Origin of the sequence: Breoghania corrubedonensis (assembly GCF_003053845.1) — a bacterium.
Lineage (GTDB): Bacteria > Pseudomonadota > Alphaproteobacteria > Rhizobiales > Stappiaceae > Breoghania > Breoghania corrubedonensis.
This window is the reverse complement of sequence record NZ_QAYG01000001.1, coordinates 1,319,602-1,333,605: the sequence shown is the minus strand read 5'-3', so window position 1 is coordinate 1,333,605 and position 14,004 is coordinate 1,319,602. Positions and strand designations below refer to the sequence as shown.

Below are 14,004 nucleotides of genomic sequence, written 5' to 3'. Positions count from 1 at the left end.
CCCATGGGCGGCACCGGCGTCATCGACAATTTCCTGGGGGTCTTCACCAGCTATATCGATAGCGGCTTCGGCCTGCTCGGGGGTGAGGTGGCCTTCATCGCCACGACGCTGATCGTCATCGACGTCACGATCGCGGCGCTGTTCTGGTCCTGGGGCGCCGACGACGACATCATCGCGCGGCTCGTCAGGAAGACCCTGTTCGTCGGTGTCTTCGCCTATATCATCGGCAATTGGAACAATCTCGCCCGTATCGTCTTCGAGAGCTTCGCCGGCCTCGGCCTGATGGCGTCCGGCACCGGCTTCACCGCAGCCGATCTGATGCGGCCGGGCCGTGTCGCCCAGACCGGGCTCGATGCGGCGCGGCCGCTGCTCGAATCCATTTCCGACCTGATGGGCTGGGTCGCCTTCTTCGAGAACTTCATCCAAATCGCGTGCCTGCTCTTTGCCTGGGCGCTCGTCCTGCTCGCCTTCTTCATCCTGTCCATCCAGCTTTTCATCACCCTGATCGAGTTCAAGCTGACGACACTTGCCGGCTTCGTCCTCATTCCCTTCGGCCTCTTCGGCAAGACCGCCTTCATGGCCGAGCGGGTGCTCGGCAACGTCATCTCCTCCGGCATCAAGGTGCTGGTGCTGGCCGTCATCATCGGTATCGGCTCGACCCTGTTCTCGCAATTCACCGCCGGTTTTGGCGGCCTCACGCCGACAATCGACGAGGCTATGGCCGTGGTGCTCGCGGCGCTGTCGCTGCTTGGCCTCGGCATATTTGGACCGGGCATCGCCAACGGCATCGTCTCGGGCGGCCCGCAGCTTGGCGCGGGTGCAGCCGTCGGGACCGGCCTTGCCGTGGGCGGCGCTGCCCTTGCAGGCGCGGGCGCGGCGGGTCTCGCCGCCAGAGGCGGCGGCATGGCGCTCTCCGGCACAGCGGCCGCCGCGCGCGGCGGCGCCGCTGCCGCTGGTGGGGCGGCAACCGCCTATAGCCTCGGATCGGCCGGACAATCCGGCGCTGCCGGCGTTGCTTCCGGTCTTGGCGCGGTCGCGAGCACCGGCGCACGCGCGGCCACCTCTCCGTTGCGGCACGCCGGCGCCAGAGCTGCAGGCAGCATGAAACAGAGTTTTCAATCCGGTGCCCGAGCGGCCTTCGAGACAACCGGCGGGACCCTGGGCGATGCCACCAGCAGTTCAGGCGCCACCGCTTCCCCGTCTTCCTCCGCCCCTGACGGTCCGCCGGATTGGGCCAAGCGCATGAAGCGCTCGCAACGGCTCTCCCACGGTGTCCAGGCCGCCGCGCACGCCGTGCGGTCCGGCGACAGCCATGGCGGCGCCAGTGCCGTTAATCTCTCCGAAGGGAACCGCTGATGAACTTCTTCAAACGATCCGCCACCCATTACGGCAAGTCCCCTGAGCCGGAGACACCCTATCAGCGCGCGGCCCAGGTCTGGGACGAGCGCATCGGTTCAGCCCGGGTCCAGGCCCGCAACTGGCGGCTGATGGCCTTCGGCTGCCTGATCCTCTCCGGCGGCTTCGCGGGCGCGCTGGTCTGGCAATCCACGACCGGCTCGGTCGTGCCCTGGGTCGTCGAAGTCGATAATCTCGGCGAGGCGCACGCGGTCGGTCCCGCGGCAGCGGAATTCGAGCCCAGCGACCCGCAGATCGCCTTTCATCTGGCGCGCTTTATCGAGCAGGTGCGTGCGATTCCCGCCGACGCAATTATCGTGCGTCAGAACTGGCTGCGCGCCTACGAGTTCACCACCGATCGCGGGGCGCTCGCGCTCAACGACTATGCGCGCGCCAACGATCCCTTCACGAAAGTCGGGCGGAGCCAGATAGCGGTCGAGGTCTCCAGCGTCATCCGGGCCTCGCCGAACTCTTTCCGCGTCGCCTGGACCGAGCGGCATTACGAGAACGGCCAGCTCTCCACCACCGAGCGATGGACGGCGATCCTGACCATTGTCATCCAGCCACCGCGCGACGCCGAGAGGCTGCGCGCCAATCCGCTCGGCATCTACGTCAACGCCATCAACTGGTCGCGGGAGATGGGTCAGTGAATACGATCGTCCGCAAACCCGTACTTCCGGTTTTCCGTAAATCCGCATTGACGCTTGCGCTGCTTTCCGCGTCGGCGCTCGCCGGATGCGCCACCTACCGCCCGCCGGAAATTAGCTTCGATAACAGCGTGCCGCCGCTGCCAACGGTCGAGCGACCCGCGACCGACGAACGGCCGCGTCCTCTTCACTCGCCTCCCGCCTGGACCGTCGCGCGAGGTGGTTCGGATGCGTCCACGCCGACCGGCCAGGTCGAGAATGCCAATGCGGCCGCGCGCATCGAACCCCGTCGGGAAGGCTATTACAACGCGATCCAGATCTATCCTTGGAGCGAAGGCGCCCTCTATCAGGTCTATGCCGCGCCCGGGCAGATCACCAATATAGCGCTTGAGCCCGGTGAGGCGCTGACCGGTGCGGGTCCGATCGCGGCCGGCGACACCGCCCGCTGGATCATCGGGGACACCGAAAGCGGCTCCGGGACAACCCGGCGTGTCCACATCCTTGTCAAACCGACACGCCCCGACATCATGACCAACCTGGTGATCACCACCGATCGCCGGACCTACATGATCGAACTGCGGTCTCGCGACGATACCTATATGCCCGCCGTCGCCTGGGCCTATCCGCAGCCGCCCGCATCGCAGCGCGCGGCGCCGTCCACACCGGCGATCCCGGCGGCCGCCGCGCGTCATTACCGCTACGGGCTGCAAGGCGACAGCCCGCCCTGGCGACCGGTCTCGGCCTTCGACGACGGCAGGCGTGTTTACATCGTCTTCCCCGCCGGGATCGTGCAGGGCGAGATGCCGCCGCTCTTCGTGCTCGGCTCGGATGGCGAGCCGGAAATCGTCAACAGCCGCATCTACCGCAACATCCTGATCGTAGACCGCATCTTCGCGGCCGCTGAGCTGCGCCTCGGCAGTGGCGACCGCCAGCAGATCGTCAGGATCGTGCGAGCCGACGGGAGGCCAGGATCATGAGCGATGTCGACGGCAACAGGGAAGATGGCGTCCCACTCGAAGCGACGCCGGACGATACCGCCGAACCAATGCGGTTGCGGGGAAATCCGCCGCGCGTGACTCGGCTTTCGCGGCGTGTCCTGGCCGGCCTCGGTCTCGTCGCCGCCCTCGGTGTCAGTGCTGCTTTGATCTATGCGCTCCAGACGCCCGAAAATGGCGCGGGCAGCGACGAGCTTTACTCGACCGAGAACCGCAACACCGCGGATGGATTGAATGAGTTGCCCAGCGACTACACCGGTCCGGTGCTCGGTCCACCACTGCCCGGCGATCTCGGCCGTCCGATCCTCGACGCTCAGGCACGCGGCCAACCAGTCACGCCGCCGGCCATCAATGCGCCGGCCGTCGATCCTGAGGAGCAGCGGCGCCTGGCCGAGGAAGAGGCCGCGCGCACCAGTCGGGTCTTCTTCCAGACCGCGCCGGGCGCGGCGCGAGAGACATCGACACCATCGATCGCCGGGCTGAATCTCGGCAACCAACCGGGCGCGGCACAGAACAGCGATCTCGCCTTCCTCAACGGTCCCGTGGACCGGCGCACCGTGGCGCCCGACCGTGTGATGGCGCCGGCATCGCCCTACGTGCTGCAGGCCGGGTCCGTCATTCCGGCCGCGCTCATCACTGGCATTCGCTCCGATCTCCCTGGCCAGATCACGGCACAGGTCACCCAGCATATCTACGACAGTCCAACGGGAAACACGCTCCTGGTTCCGCAGGGTACGCGCATCATCGGCGAATACAGCAATGATGTCGGTTTCGGCGATCGGCGTGTGCTACTGGTTTGGAACCGGCTGATCTTCCCCAACGGCCGTTCCATCGTTCTCGAACGCCAGCCGGGTGCCGACACACAGGGCTATGCCGGGCTCGAGGACGGTATCGACTACCACTGGTGGGATCTTGCCAAGGCCGCGGGGCTTTCCACGCTGCTCTCGGTTGGCGCCGAGCTGACGATGGATGATGACGAGCGCCTGATCCAGGCGATCCGCAATGGCGCACAGGACACGATCAACGATGCCGGCCAGCAGATTGTTCAGCGTCAGTTGCAGGTCGCGCCGACGCTCACCATCCGGCCGGGTTTCCCGGTGCGTGTCATTGTCACCCGCGACCTCGTTCTCGAACCCTATGGAGGCTGACAATGGTGAAGCTCAAGCTGGACTCATTGCCTGACGACAAACCGGTAAAGGTGACTTTGGAACTCCCTGCCAGCCTGCATAGGGACCTTGTCGCTTACGCCGAGGTCCTCTGCCGAGAGGCGGGTCAGTCAGCAGCCGATCCTGTGCGTCTGATCGTGCCAATGCTGGAGCGTTTCATCGCAACCGATCGCGCATTCAACAAAGCGCGGAGGGAAGGCAAGTGAGGGGAAAGCTCGCGGTTCCCTGTCGCGTCACAGAGCGGATCCATGCCTTCACGCCGTCGGGATAGTTAGGACGGTTGTCGGTGAGGCACTATGCTGCACTACGGAACAACAAGTGAAGATGGGTGCTGGTCCCCGCAACTAAATCCAACGTTAGACTATCCCATAGCAGCCGAAGGCTGCAATTTAGTCTGCGAAAGCACTACGCTCCACAGAACGCAACACTACATGGCGCGCAGCTGCCTTTTGGCTATGCGCCCTCGACTAAATCGTTCGCTGGAGAAGAGGCCGTCCGCATCGCGTAGGTATCTTGCGACCTGAATGATGGGTTTTCCCGGGGCCCTTTTTGAGAAGCATTTCGGAATTTTTGCGGGGAGTTGCCCGTCATGCGCTTGAAGGCATTGCTGAACGCGCTTTCGGACGTATACCCAAGCGATCTGGCTATCGCCGCCACGGGGGTTTCCTCCTCCCGCAACGCGCGTTCCGCAAGCCGCATGCGCCACTCGGCGAGGTAGGTCAGCGGCGGGACCCCCGCCCTTGCCCGGAAGTGGTAGGCAAAGCTTGTTCGGGACATGGCGCACGCCTTGGCCAGGTCGTCCAGGTGCCAAGAGCGACCAGGCTCGCCATGCATCAGGCGCAGCGCCGGCGCGATACGTGGGTCGGCCAGGGCCCGCAGCCACCCGGCTAGCATGAGATCGGACGTTTGCAGGTGGGCACGCAAAATCTGGATGAAAAGCAGTTGGGCGAGTTGCGCCGATGCGAGCTGCGCGCCGGGCAGGTTGGCATCTCGCTCATCGACAAGCTGGCCGAGAAGCCAACGAAACGCGGTCGCTTGCGGAGATGCGGCCGGCACATGAATCCACGCCGGCAAGACATCAGTCAGAAGCCGCCCACTGATCGGATCGAGCAGCACGTGACCGCCGATATGCGCAAAGTCTTGGCCATCGCCGAGTTGTGTTGTCGACCGGCCAGCTCCTGAGAACAGTTCCATAGCATCGATCGGCTCGACATCTGGAGCACTTGCCAGAACGAAAGACCGTCGCACCGTCAGAAGCCCCACGTCTCCGGTTTCGAAATGAACGGGCTCCGCTTCACCCTCGATGCTGACCCAGCAATGTCCCTTCACGACCGCGAAGAACTTGATCTTGTCCGGTGCCGGGAAGCGGATCGCCCAGGGGCCGCCGGCCGTGAAGCCGCCCGTCACAAGGGATTCGGCATTCGCGAACTTCAGGATATCGGCGAAAGGATCAGCACTCATTTTCGCACTATCGCGCAAGTCATGCGGATTATCAAGCATTCACAGTCCGACGCCTGCGACGTAGGTTTAGTGCAATAAACTGTGTGATCCGGCGGCGACGCGTGGCCGCACCGCATTGTCGAGCCTCGCTGAGCATCCATCACAGGGCATTTACCGAAAGCAGATCAGCGGGAAGCGATCCTATGACATTGAGCAGACGGAAACTCGGCACTCAGGGACTGGAAGTCGGCGCGATCGGCCTCGGTTGCATGGGCATGAGCCAGTCCTATGGCCCGGCGGACGAGGCGGAGTCGATTGCGACGCTGCACCGCGCCGTGGAACTGGGATGCAATTTCTTCGACACCGCCGAGGGCTACGGTCCCTATACGAACGAGGAACTGCTCGGCCGGGCATTCAAGGACCGGCGCGACAGCGTGATCCTCGCCACCAAGGTGGGCTTCCGCTTCGAGAACGGCCGCCAGGTCGGCGCCGAAACCGACAGTCGGCCAGAAGCGGTCCGTATCGCGGTGGAAGGCTGCCTCCAGCGGCTGCAGACCGACCATATCGATCTGCTCTACCAGCACCGCCTTGACCGCAAGGTGCCGATCGAGGAGTTCGCCGGTGTGGTCGGCGACCTCGTGCGCGAAGGCAAGGTGCGTTACCTCGGCTTTTCCGAAATCGGCACCGCCAATCTGCGCCGCGCGCATGCCGTGCATCCGGTGTCCGCGCTGCAAAGTGAATATTCGCTCTGGGAGCGCAATCTGGAGCCGGACGTCATGCCGGTTTTAAAGGAGCTTGGCATCGGTCTTGTGCCGTTCTGTCCGCTCGGACGCGGCTTCCTCGCCGGCGGCGTCAAGCGTGCCGAGGACTATCCCGAGGGCGACACCCGCCGCATCGACCCGCGCTATCAGGGCGAAAACTACGACGCCAATGTGAAGGCAGCCCAGGTCGTGTTTGACATGGCCGAGGCCAAGAGCGTGAAGCCGGGGCAGATCGCGCTCGCATGGCTGCTGCACAAGGGCGACCATATCGTCCCGATCCCGGGCACGAAGCGGCGAACGCACCTCGAGGACAATCTGGCTGCCGATGCAATCCGCCTCACCGCCGATGACATGCGCGCGCTCGACGATGCGCTGGTGGCGGGCACGGTTGCCGGCAATCGCTATCCCGACTTTGTCATGGCAACGATCGATCGTTGAACGCTTCCATGGCAACAAACCCGCCGCGCGCCTTTCCAAAAACACGCACCTTTCCAAAAAGTGATGAGTCATGAGTAAGATGACAACGCTGCCCACGACGGGGCTGCCCACGACGAAACTGGGCCAGCAAGGACCGACCGTCGGCCTTCAGGGCCTCGGCTGTATGGCCATGGCGACCGATTATTACGGCCCGACTGACAGCGCACAGGCGCTCGCAACTCTGGACCGGGCGCTGGAGCGCGGCGTTACCTTGTTCGACACCGCCGACATCTACGGCGAAGGCAGGAACGAGCAATTCATCGCGCCATTCATCCGAGCGAACCGCGATCATGTGACAATAGCCACCAAGTTCGGGATCAACCGTTTCGGCCCGGCGATCGATCAGGTCAGGATCGAGAACAGTCCTGAATATATCCGGCAGGCGGTCGATGGATCTCTGCGCAGGCTGGGGATTGAGGTGATCGATCTTTATTACATGCACCGCCGTAATCCGGCAGTGCCGCTGGCGGAGTCTGTCGGTGCCATGGCCGATCTCGTGAAGCAGGGCAAGGCGCGCTTCCTCGGCCTGTCCGAAGTTTCGGCGGATGAATTGCGCGAGGCCCATGCGGTCCATCCGATCGCGGCATTGCAGACCGAATGGTCGCTGTTTTCGCGGCATGTCGAGGACAGCATCGTTCCCACCGCCGCCGAACTTGGGGTGGGCTTCGTGCCTTATTCGCCGCTCGGTCGCGGTCAGCTCACCGGCCGTGTCGACCCCGGCAGCTTCGATGAAAAGGACGTGCGCAAGCTGTATGACCGATTTGTCGAGGACGACAATGCCCGGCTGATCGACGCGATCAAGGCGATTGCCGCCCGATATGATGCGACTGCGGCGCAGATCGCGCTGGCGTGGCTGCACAGCCGTTCCAAGGTGTTCGGGCTCGCCGTCGTGCCGATCCCGGGTACGCGCAAGCCATCGCGGCTCGATGAGAATGTTGGCGGCGCGCAACTGCTGCTTTCGGATGCCGACCTGACGGAACTGGGGAGCCTCGCCGATCGCGTGAAGGGCAGTCGCGACATGGGCCGCCCCTCGGACAGGAGCTGATGGGAAACGACATGAACGACAAGCAGGTACTCGTCACCGGCGGAACCGGGTTCATCGCCCAGTACTGCATCATGGCGCTGCTAACTGCCGGCTACGCCGTACGCACAACAGTGCGCTCGCTGGGGCGCGAAGCGGAGGTGCGTGGCAACCTCAGGACAGGCGGCGCCGAACCGGGCGAACGCCTGACTTTCGTGGTTGCCGATCTCACCGGCGATGACGGCTGGGACGAGGCTGCCGCAGGCTGTGCCTATGTGATGCATGGCGCATCGCCGACGCCATCGGGCGATCGGACCCGCGAGGAGGACTGGATCAGGCCCGCCGTCGACGGCAATTTGCGGGTCCTGCGCGCGGCCCGGAACGCTGGCGTCAAGCGCGTCGTGCTGACGTCGGCTTTCGGAGCGATCGGCGTCGGACACAAGCCGGGCTATCATCGGCCCTTCAAGGAGACGGACTGGAGCGACCTGACCGGCAATGTCGCGCCGTACCAGAAGTCGAAGACGTTGTCCGAACGTGCGGCGTGGGATTTCGTGGCGAGCGAAGGACGGGGGCTTGAACTCTCCGCGATCAATCCGGTCGCCGTTCTCGGCCCGGCGCTTGGCCCTGATTATTCGCACTCCATCCGCCTGATCAAGAACCTGATGGACGGGCAGCGCGGATGCCCGAAGATCAATTCCTGCTTCGTCGATGTGCGCGACGTGGCCGATTTGCATCTGCGCGCCATGACCGAACCCGTCGCCAGTGGCGAACGCTTTCTGGCCACATCAGGCGACAGCCTGTGGATGGTCGAGGTCGCACGGGTGTTGCGGCAGCGGATGGGCCATGCCGCGAGCAAGGTGCCGACGCGGGTGCTGCCCAACTGGATGGTGCGCCTGGCCGCGCGCCGGAACCCGGCATTGAAGGGGATCGTGCCGATGCTCGGCTACAACATGAACGCCTCGGGCGAAAAGGCTCAGCGCCTGCTCGGCTGGCAACCGCGCTCCCCCGAAGAGGCCATTGTCGCCACCGCCGAGAGCTTGGTCCGGCTGGGGCTGGTCGAAAATTGATTGAGCAAAACGAGAGCATCACATAACACGGACCTGGCTGGTAACCGGCGCGTCACGCGGCTTTGGCAGGGCCTTGTGCGACGCCATCCTCGCGTCCGGCGACAACCTCGTCGCGACCGCGCGCAATCCCGACCAACTTACCGATCTGATGCGCGATCATGGCGCTCGCGTGCGAACGGCGGCGCTCGACGTCACCGATCCGGCCGCGGCGGAGAATGCTGTGCAGCTTGCCGTATCGGCGTTCGGGCGGCTCGACGTGCTGGTCAACAACGCGGGCTACGGTGATGTCGGCTCGGTCGAGGATACCTCACTGGACAGCTTTCGCCGCCAGATCGAAGCCAACCTGTTCGGCACCATCATCATGACCAAGGCGGCCATCCCGCACATGCGCGAGCAGCGCAACGGCCATATTGTCCAGTTTTCCTCGGTCGGCGGGCGACTCGGCGCGCCGGGACGGGCGGCCTATTCGGCGGCCAAATGGGGTGTCGAGGGATTTTCGGAATCGCTCGCCCGGGAAATGAGCCTGATCGGTGTCCGCGTCACCATCGTGGAGCCGGGCGGGTTTCGGACCGATTTTGCCGGATCCTCGACCACCATCGATGCCGGACGGCCGGAGTATGACGCGGTCGTCGGCGCAACGGCGCGAATGCAGCGCGACTATGATGGCAAGCAGCCGGGAGATCCCCGCAAGGGAGCGGAGGCCGTTCTCAGGGCCGTGGCGTCGGATGATCCGCCCCTACGTCTGCCGCTCGGCAAGGATGCGGTCGCCGCGATTGCGCAGGCCGAGCGCACACGGAGCGACGAACTGGAGAGATGGAAAGAGCTCAGTGTTTCGACCGACTATGCCTGATGTCGTTCCGCGGCGAGGAAGACCGCCGCACCGGCCTTGGCCTCACGTGGCGAAACTCCAAAGAGCTCCCTGAACGCCCGGCTGCAGGAGGTGCGCGAGCGCCAGCCATTGTCCTCGGCGATGACCGCGATCGGCCGGTCGGTCTGCATGACCTCGGCACGGATGCGGAACAGGCGCCAGCGCGCGACATAGTCCATCGGCGTCAGCCCGGTCCGCCGCCGGAAGATGTCGGCAAAGGACGAGCGCGACATGCCCGCTTCGGCGGCGAGGCGGCCGACGCTCCAGTCTCCGGCGATTTCGGCGTGAAACGCGCGCAAGGCGCGCCCGAGACGCGGATCGGCAAGCCCCGCGAGCCAGCTAGGCGTCTCATCCCCGGTCATGGCCAGATAGGCGCGTAGCGCCTGCACCAGCAATATGTCGGCGAGCCGTGCGACGATCAGGTCTTCTCCGGCGGCATTGGCGCCCACCTCTTGCCCCAGAAGCGACAGCGTGGTCCGCAAGGGGGCCGCGACTGGAGAGCCGGCGGGAATGCGAATGGCGGGCGGCAATGCAAGGCGCATCCATTCAGCACCGGTTTCCTCGAAGGTGAAACGCCCTCCGATAACAATCTTGTCCGGCGCACCCTCACCGAACCGCACCACGCCGTCGGGGTCGCGATGGGTGGCGAAATAGGCTTCGCCATCGATCTCCGGATGATCGCCCGTCCGCGAGGCATAGGGCGCGCCGTCGGTCAGCAGGTAGCAGTCACCCGCCTGCAGATGCAGGGCCGGCCCATTCGAAGGGCGCAACTCCATGCTTCCCGACAGCAGGGCGCCGAACTTGAGGTGCCTGAAGGCCGGAAAGCGCATGGCATAGCCGCCCCGGCTTTCGAAGCGCACCGGCGTTGCGCCGGAAACGCGCATCGCCAAAAGGATGTCTGAGAGCGGATCGCGCATTTCTGGACTTTTGGATACGAATGGCGGACGGAGCGAGGTCGTTCGTCCAAGCGAGCACCCTTATATCGAAACTGTCAAGTACAGGAGTTTCGACCATGCACTATACGCAACTCGGCCACACCGGCACGTTCGTCTCGCGGCTCTGCCTCGGGACCATGACCTTCGGCGGCACGCTGGAGGGAACCGGCGGCATCGGCGGTCTCGACCGCATGGCGGCCGGCGAGATTTTGGGCTCGGCGCTCAATGCCGGAATCAACTTCATCGACACCGCCGATGTCTATAGCGGCGGCCAGTCCGAAGAATTGCTGGGCGATCTGCTCGGCGCGCGGCGGAAGGACGTCGTTCTGGCGACCAAGGCCAATGCGCGCGTTGGCGCCGGTCCGAACGATGTCGGCCTGTCGCGCATCCACATCATGGATGCGCTGGAGGGTAGCCTCAAGCGGCTGAAGACCGACTATATCGACCTCTACCAGATCCACCGCTGGGACCCGCTGACGCCCATCGAGGAAACGCTCGGCGCGCTCGACGACGCGGTGCGGCAGGGCAAGGTGCGCTATATCGGTGCCTCCAACCTGGCGGCCTGGCAGATGATGAAGGCGCTGGGCGCCTCCGCGCAGGAGGGGCTTGCCCGCTTCGTGTCCGTGCAGGCCTATTATTCGCTCGCCGGCCGCGGCGTCGAGGACGAACTGGCGCCGGCGATGAGCGACCAAGGGGTCGGCATGCTGTGCTGGAGCCCGCTGGCGGGCGGCCTGCTCTCGGGCAAGGTGACCCGCGAGGGCGCTGCTGCCGATTCCCGCCGCGGCCGTCGCGGCGCGGCCAATCAGTTCCCGCCGGTCGACGAGGACCGGGTGTTCGACATCATCGACGTGCTTCGCGAGGTCGCCGGCAAGCACGATGCCACGCCCGCGCAGGTGGCGCTGGCCTGGCTGTTGTCGCGGCCGGTGGTCGACAGCGTCATCGTCGGCGCCAAGCGGGTCGATCAGCTGACCGACAATATCGGCGCAGTCGACGTCGCGCTCGAGGAAGAGGATCTCGCCGCGCTCGATGCGGTCAGTGCCGAGGCGCCGCGTTATCCGAACTGGGTCTTGACCTACAACGCGGCGAGCCGGTTCCCGAAGGGCCATCCGGTCGCCGGACCGAGTTGGGTCGGCGGCGAATCGCCGCTACGTGCCGAGTAGGGAGGGCAGGTCATGCCCAAGACGATGCGCGCCTGGCAGCTCGACAGGCTGGGCGGAAAACTCGAACTCGTCGAACGCCCCATTCCCGAGCCGCGCGCCGGCAGCGCCCTGATCGAGATCGAGGCGGTCATCCTCCCTTCCTACCTGCAGGATTATGTGGAGGGTAAGCTCCCCACCTATATTGCGCCGGATCGTCCCTTCACGCCGGGCAGCAACGCCGTCGGGCGGGTGGCCGCCGTCGGGCGCGACGTCTGGCACCTGAAGCCCGGCCAGCGCGTGGTGCTGTCTTCGCATTTTACCGCTGGCGAGAACGTCGCCGATCCCGCGCAGGCCTTGCTCGGCATCACCTCGTTCGGTGGGTCGAGTACGGCGATGCAGGCCGACTGGCCGGACGGCACGCTGGCCGAATACGCGCTGTGGCCGGTCTCGGCGGTAACGGTGGCGGAAGAGCTCGATTTCGTGCAGGCCGACATCTTGGCCTCTGCTGCGCGCTTCGCTGTGCCCTATGGCGGGCTCAGGCGCGGAAGGCTTGCGGCGGGAGAAACGGTCGTGATCTCCGGAGCCACAGGCGCTTATGGCAGCGCGGCGGTACTGGTCGCGCTGGCAATGGGTGCCGGGCGGGTTGTCGCTGCCGGCCGCAATGCGTCCGCGCTGGCCGCGCTTGCGGATGTCGCGGGTCCGCGACTGCGCACGGTGGTGCTCAGCGGCGACGTGAAGGCCGACGCGTCGGCATTGCGCGATGCCGCCGGCGGTCCCGTTGCACTGGCCTTCGACATGGTCGGCCAGGCCGGCAGCGCGTCCGCCACGCTTGCGGCGCTCGGATGCCTGTCGCGCAACGGGCGGCTGGTGCTGATGGGCTCGATGACCGTGCCCCTGCCGATCAATTACCTTGAGGTCATGGGCATGGGGTTGGAGATCATCGGCAACTTCATGTATCCCCGCACCGCACTTGCCGACATATTCGCGCTCGCCCGCGCCGGACTGCTGGACCTGTCCGTCATTCGACCGCGTTCATTCCCGCTGGAGGCGCTCGCCGAGGCCATGGCTGCAGCACGCATCGCCGGAAACATGCGTTGTGTGGTCGTGCGCGGCAGGCCTGGGTGACGGATATATTCCGGATACACGGACGATCGGACGAACGGATATGGCCTGGTAGGATCGGAAGCATCCGAGACGCCCGAAAGGCCGCCAATCAAGCGAAGTCTCGCGGAAGCGGCCCGTCAGCAGTCGGCCCCAAATCGGGTACGTCAAAGCGGCAGATCAAGAAGGAAACGAGCTCCTAAGTCTCCTTTGATTGAGCGTTCTCCTGCCCGAACTGATACTAAAACTCTTCCCCTATATGTAGAAGCGTAAGGAGGTGGTGCGTTTGTCCCAGATCGAGGGGACGCAATCCACGCTGGCCATGGCCGACTTGGAGAAGATGAGCATCGTTGAAGAGATCACCCGGGCGGGGCGGGGGCAAGCTTTCAACTGCGAGGCTATCTCGCGATCCTCAGCGAGGGAACCGACCCTTTGCCTGCCAGCAGCCGAGTTTTTGGTCGGCGGCTATCGCGCCAAAAAAGTGACGCACACTGATAGAAGCACAAGTTAACGCGCGTGAAACGTATCTGGATTGGGTCCGCTTCCTACGCTGCCGTGCGAAATAGCTGGTCGAGGAGCGCTGTTTCCATCCGAAGCATCGAGAGGTGAAGAGGATTGGCCGGCAGCAAGTTGTGATGGATGCGCCCTCCTGATTTGAACCTGGCTACACCTTCAGGCGCATCCAGCCCTGCCAGTCGGCGATCGATCGACGCTGCGTTCTCCGAAGCAAAATGATGCGCCATGCCGAGAAATTCGCCGAGCCAGTCCGCCAATTGGTGCCAAGTCCCGATCCCAGATGTTTTCGGGCATTGTCGAACGCTGATGCGACAACTGTGGCGGCTCAATCATGGGATTTCATTGGGAAATGGTGCACCCGACAGGATTCGAACCTGTGGCCTTCGCCTTCGGAGGGCGACGCTCTATCCAGCTGAGCTACGGGTGCTTGCCGTGTCGCAACTGCTTACGCAGTGCTTACGTGAACTTTTCGCGAG

At 64.7% G+C, this 14,004-nt stretch carries 15 protein-coding genes and 1 tRNA gene; 12 read left to right on the top strand and 4 right to left on the bottom strand.

Annotated features, from left to right (window positions below; translation table 11 throughout):
- The first annotated feature begins 3 nt into the window (after positions 1–3).
- Genes trbL through C8N35_RS05815 form a run of 5 tightly spaced genes read left to right on the top strand, consistent with a single transcriptional unit; the run spans position 4 to position 4,409 of the window.
- Entirely contained in the window at positions 4–1,356 is a 1,353-nt protein-coding gene (gene trbL, locus C8N35_RS05835) for a P-type conjugative transfer protein TrbL (RefSeq protein WP_107988607.1), read from the top strand.
- On the top strand, positions 1,356–2,045 hold the full coding sequence (gene trbF, locus C8N35_RS05830; protein WP_107988606.1) for a conjugal transfer protein TrbF: 690 nt from the start codon (positions 1,356–1,358) through the stop codon (positions 2,043–2,045). Before trbL ends, trbF begins: the two co-directional genes overlap by 1 nt.
- On the top strand, positions 2,042–3,019 hold the full coding sequence (gene trbG, locus C8N35_RS05825; protein WP_107988605.1) for a P-type conjugative transfer protein TrbG: 978 nt from the start codon (positions 2,042–2,044) through the stop codon (positions 3,017–3,019). The genes trbF and trbG overlap by 4 nt, the downstream gene beginning before the upstream one ends.
- Positions 3,016–4,185, top strand: coding sequence for a TraB/TrbI/VirB10 family type IV secretion system protein (locus C8N35_RS05820; RefSeq protein WP_107988604.1), 1,170 nt, complete (start codon positions 3,016–3,018; stop codon positions 4,183–4,185). The genes trbG and C8N35_RS05820 overlap by 4 nt, the downstream gene beginning before the upstream one ends.
- A gap of 2 nt (positions 4,186–4,187) precedes the next feature.
- A complete protein-coding gene (locus C8N35_RS05815; protein WP_107988603.1) occupies positions 4,188–4,409 on the top strand; it encodes a DUF2274 domain-containing protein in 222 nt (73 codons plus the stop codon).
- A gap of 247 nt (positions 4,410–4,656) precedes the next feature.
- On the opposite strand, the gene C8N35_RS05810 is transcribed toward C8N35_RS05815, so the two are convergent.
- A complete protein-coding gene (locus C8N35_RS05810; RefSeq protein WP_210203440.1) occupies positions 4,657–5,664 on the bottom strand; it encodes an AraC family transcriptional regulator in 1,008 nt (335 codons plus the stop codon).
- Between the two features lie 182 nt (positions 5,665–5,846).
- On the opposite strand from C8N35_RS05810, the gene C8N35_RS05805 reads away from it, so the two are divergent.
- The 4 genes from C8N35_RS05805 (at position 5,847) to C8N35_RS05790 (ending at position 9,819) form a co-directional block, all read left to right on the top strand.
- The gene (locus C8N35_RS05805; protein ID WP_107988601.1) at positions 5,847–6,842 is read left to right on the top strand and encodes an aldo/keto reductase; all 996 of its coding nucleotides are present in this window, start codon (positions 5,847–5,849) and stop codon (positions 6,840–6,842) included.
- Between the two features lie 70 nt (positions 6,843–6,912).
- Positions 6,913–7,926, top strand: coding sequence for an aldo/keto reductase (locus C8N35_RS05800; protein ID WP_245926668.1), 1,014 nt, complete (start codon positions 6,913–6,915; stop codon positions 7,924–7,926).
- An 11-nt stretch (positions 7,927–7,937) separates the two neighbouring features.
- Positions 7,938–8,969 carry an SDR family oxidoreductase gene (locus C8N35_RS05795; protein WP_107989111.1) on the top strand — a complete coding sequence of 344 codons (1,032 nt, stop codon included), beginning with the start codon at positions 7,938–7,940 and terminating at the stop codon, positions 8,967–8,969.
- A 22-nt stretch (positions 8,970–8,991) separates the two neighbouring features.
- Complete coding sequence (locus tag C8N35_RS05790; RefSeq protein ID WP_107988599.1) at positions 8,992–9,819, top strand: oxidoreductase; 828 nt, start codon at positions 8,992–8,994, stop codon at positions 9,817–9,819.
- On the opposite strand, the gene C8N35_RS05785 is transcribed toward C8N35_RS05790, so the two are convergent.
- Positions 9,810–10,754 (bottom strand): AraC family transcriptional regulator, encoded by a 945-nt coding sequence (locus C8N35_RS05785; RefSeq protein WP_107988598.1) that lies wholly within the window; start codon positions 10,752–10,754, stop codon positions 9,810–9,812. The genes C8N35_RS05790 and C8N35_RS05785 overlap by 10 nt on opposite strands.
- A 95-nt stretch (positions 10,755–10,849) precedes the next feature.
- Here C8N35_RS05785 and C8N35_RS05780 point away from each other — a divergent pair, with 95 nt between their 5' ends.
- From C8N35_RS05780 to C8N35_RS23830, 3 genes are all read left to right on the top strand, one after another.
- The gene (locus tag C8N35_RS05780) at positions 10,850–11,932 is read left to right on the top strand and encodes an aldo/keto reductase (RefSeq protein WP_107988597.1); all 1,083 of its coding nucleotides are present in this window, start codon (positions 10,850–10,852) and stop codon (positions 11,930–11,932) included.
- A gap of 12 nt (positions 11,933–11,944) precedes the next feature.
- A complete protein-coding gene (locus C8N35_RS05775; protein WP_210203393.1) occupies positions 11,945–13,036 on the top strand; it encodes a zinc-binding dehydrogenase in 1,092 nt (363 codons plus the stop codon).
- Positions 13,037–13,298: 262 nt separating this feature from the next.
- A complete protein-coding gene (locus C8N35_RS23830; protein ID WP_107988596.1) occupies positions 13,299–13,523 on the top strand; it encodes a hypothetical protein in 225 nt (74 codons plus the stop codon).
- Between the two features lie 34 nt (positions 13,524–13,557).
- Here C8N35_RS23830 and C8N35_RS05765 read toward each other — a convergent pair whose 3' ends face one another.
- Together C8N35_RS05765 and C8N35_RS05760 are read right to left on the bottom strand one after the other, a co-directional pair.
- Positions 13,558–13,785 carry a hypothetical protein gene (locus tag C8N35_RS05765; RefSeq protein ID WP_107988595.1) on the bottom strand — a complete coding sequence of 76 codons (228 nt, stop codon included), beginning with the start codon at positions 13,783–13,785 and terminating at the stop codon, positions 13,558–13,560.
- Between the two features lie 93 nt (positions 13,786–13,878).
- Positions 13,879–13,955: transfer RNA gene (locus C8N35_RS05760), tRNA-Arg, on the bottom strand.
- Positions 13,956–14,004: the final 49 nt, after the last annotated feature.

What these genes read in the sequence shown, in the direction of transcription:
- C8N35_RS05805 (WP_107988601.1), top strand. Translation starts at nt 5,847, where the DNA reads ATGACATTGAGCAGACGGAAACTCGGCACTCAGGGACTGGAAGTCGGC.
- C8N35_RS05810 (WP_210203440.1), bottom strand. Translation starts at nt 5,664, where the DNA reads ATGAGTGCTGATCCTTTCGCCGATATCCTGAAGTTCGCGAATGCCGAA.
- trbL (WP_107988607.1), top strand. Translation starts at nt 4, where the DNA reads ATGGGCGGCACCGGCGTCATCGACAATTTCCTGGGGGTCTTCACCAGC.
- C8N35_RS05815 (WP_107988603.1), top strand. Translation starts at nt 4,188, where the DNA reads ATGGTGAAGCTCAAGCTGGACTCATTGCCTGACGACAAACCGGTAAAG.
- C8N35_RS05775 (WP_210203393.1), top strand. Translation starts at nt 11,945, where the DNA reads ATGCCCAAGACGATGCGCGCCTGGCAGCTCGACAGGCTGGGCGGAAAA.
- trbF (WP_107988606.1), top strand. Translation starts at nt 1,356, where the DNA reads ATGAACTTCTTCAAACGATCCGCCACCCATTACGGCAAGTCCCCTGAG.
- C8N35_RS05800 (WP_245926668.1), top strand. Translation starts at nt 6,913, where the DNA reads ATGAGTAAGATGACAACGCTGCCCACGACGGGGCTGCCCACGACGAAA.
- C8N35_RS05780 (WP_107988597.1), top strand. Translation starts at nt 10,850, where the DNA reads ATGCACTATACGCAACTCGGCCACACCGGCACGTTCGTCTCGCGGCTC.
- C8N35_RS05785 (WP_107988598.1), bottom strand. Translation starts at nt 10,754, where the DNA reads ATGCGCGATCCGCTCTCAGACATCCTTTTGGCGATGCGCGTTTCCGGC.
- C8N35_RS05820 (WP_107988604.1), top strand. Translation starts at nt 3,016, where the DNA reads ATGAGCGATGTCGACGGCAACAGGGAAGATGGCGTCCCACTCGAAGCG.
- C8N35_RS05795 (WP_107989111.1), top strand. Translation starts at nt 7,938, where the DNA reads ATGAACGACAAGCAGGTACTCGTCACCGGCGGAACCGGGTTCATCGCC.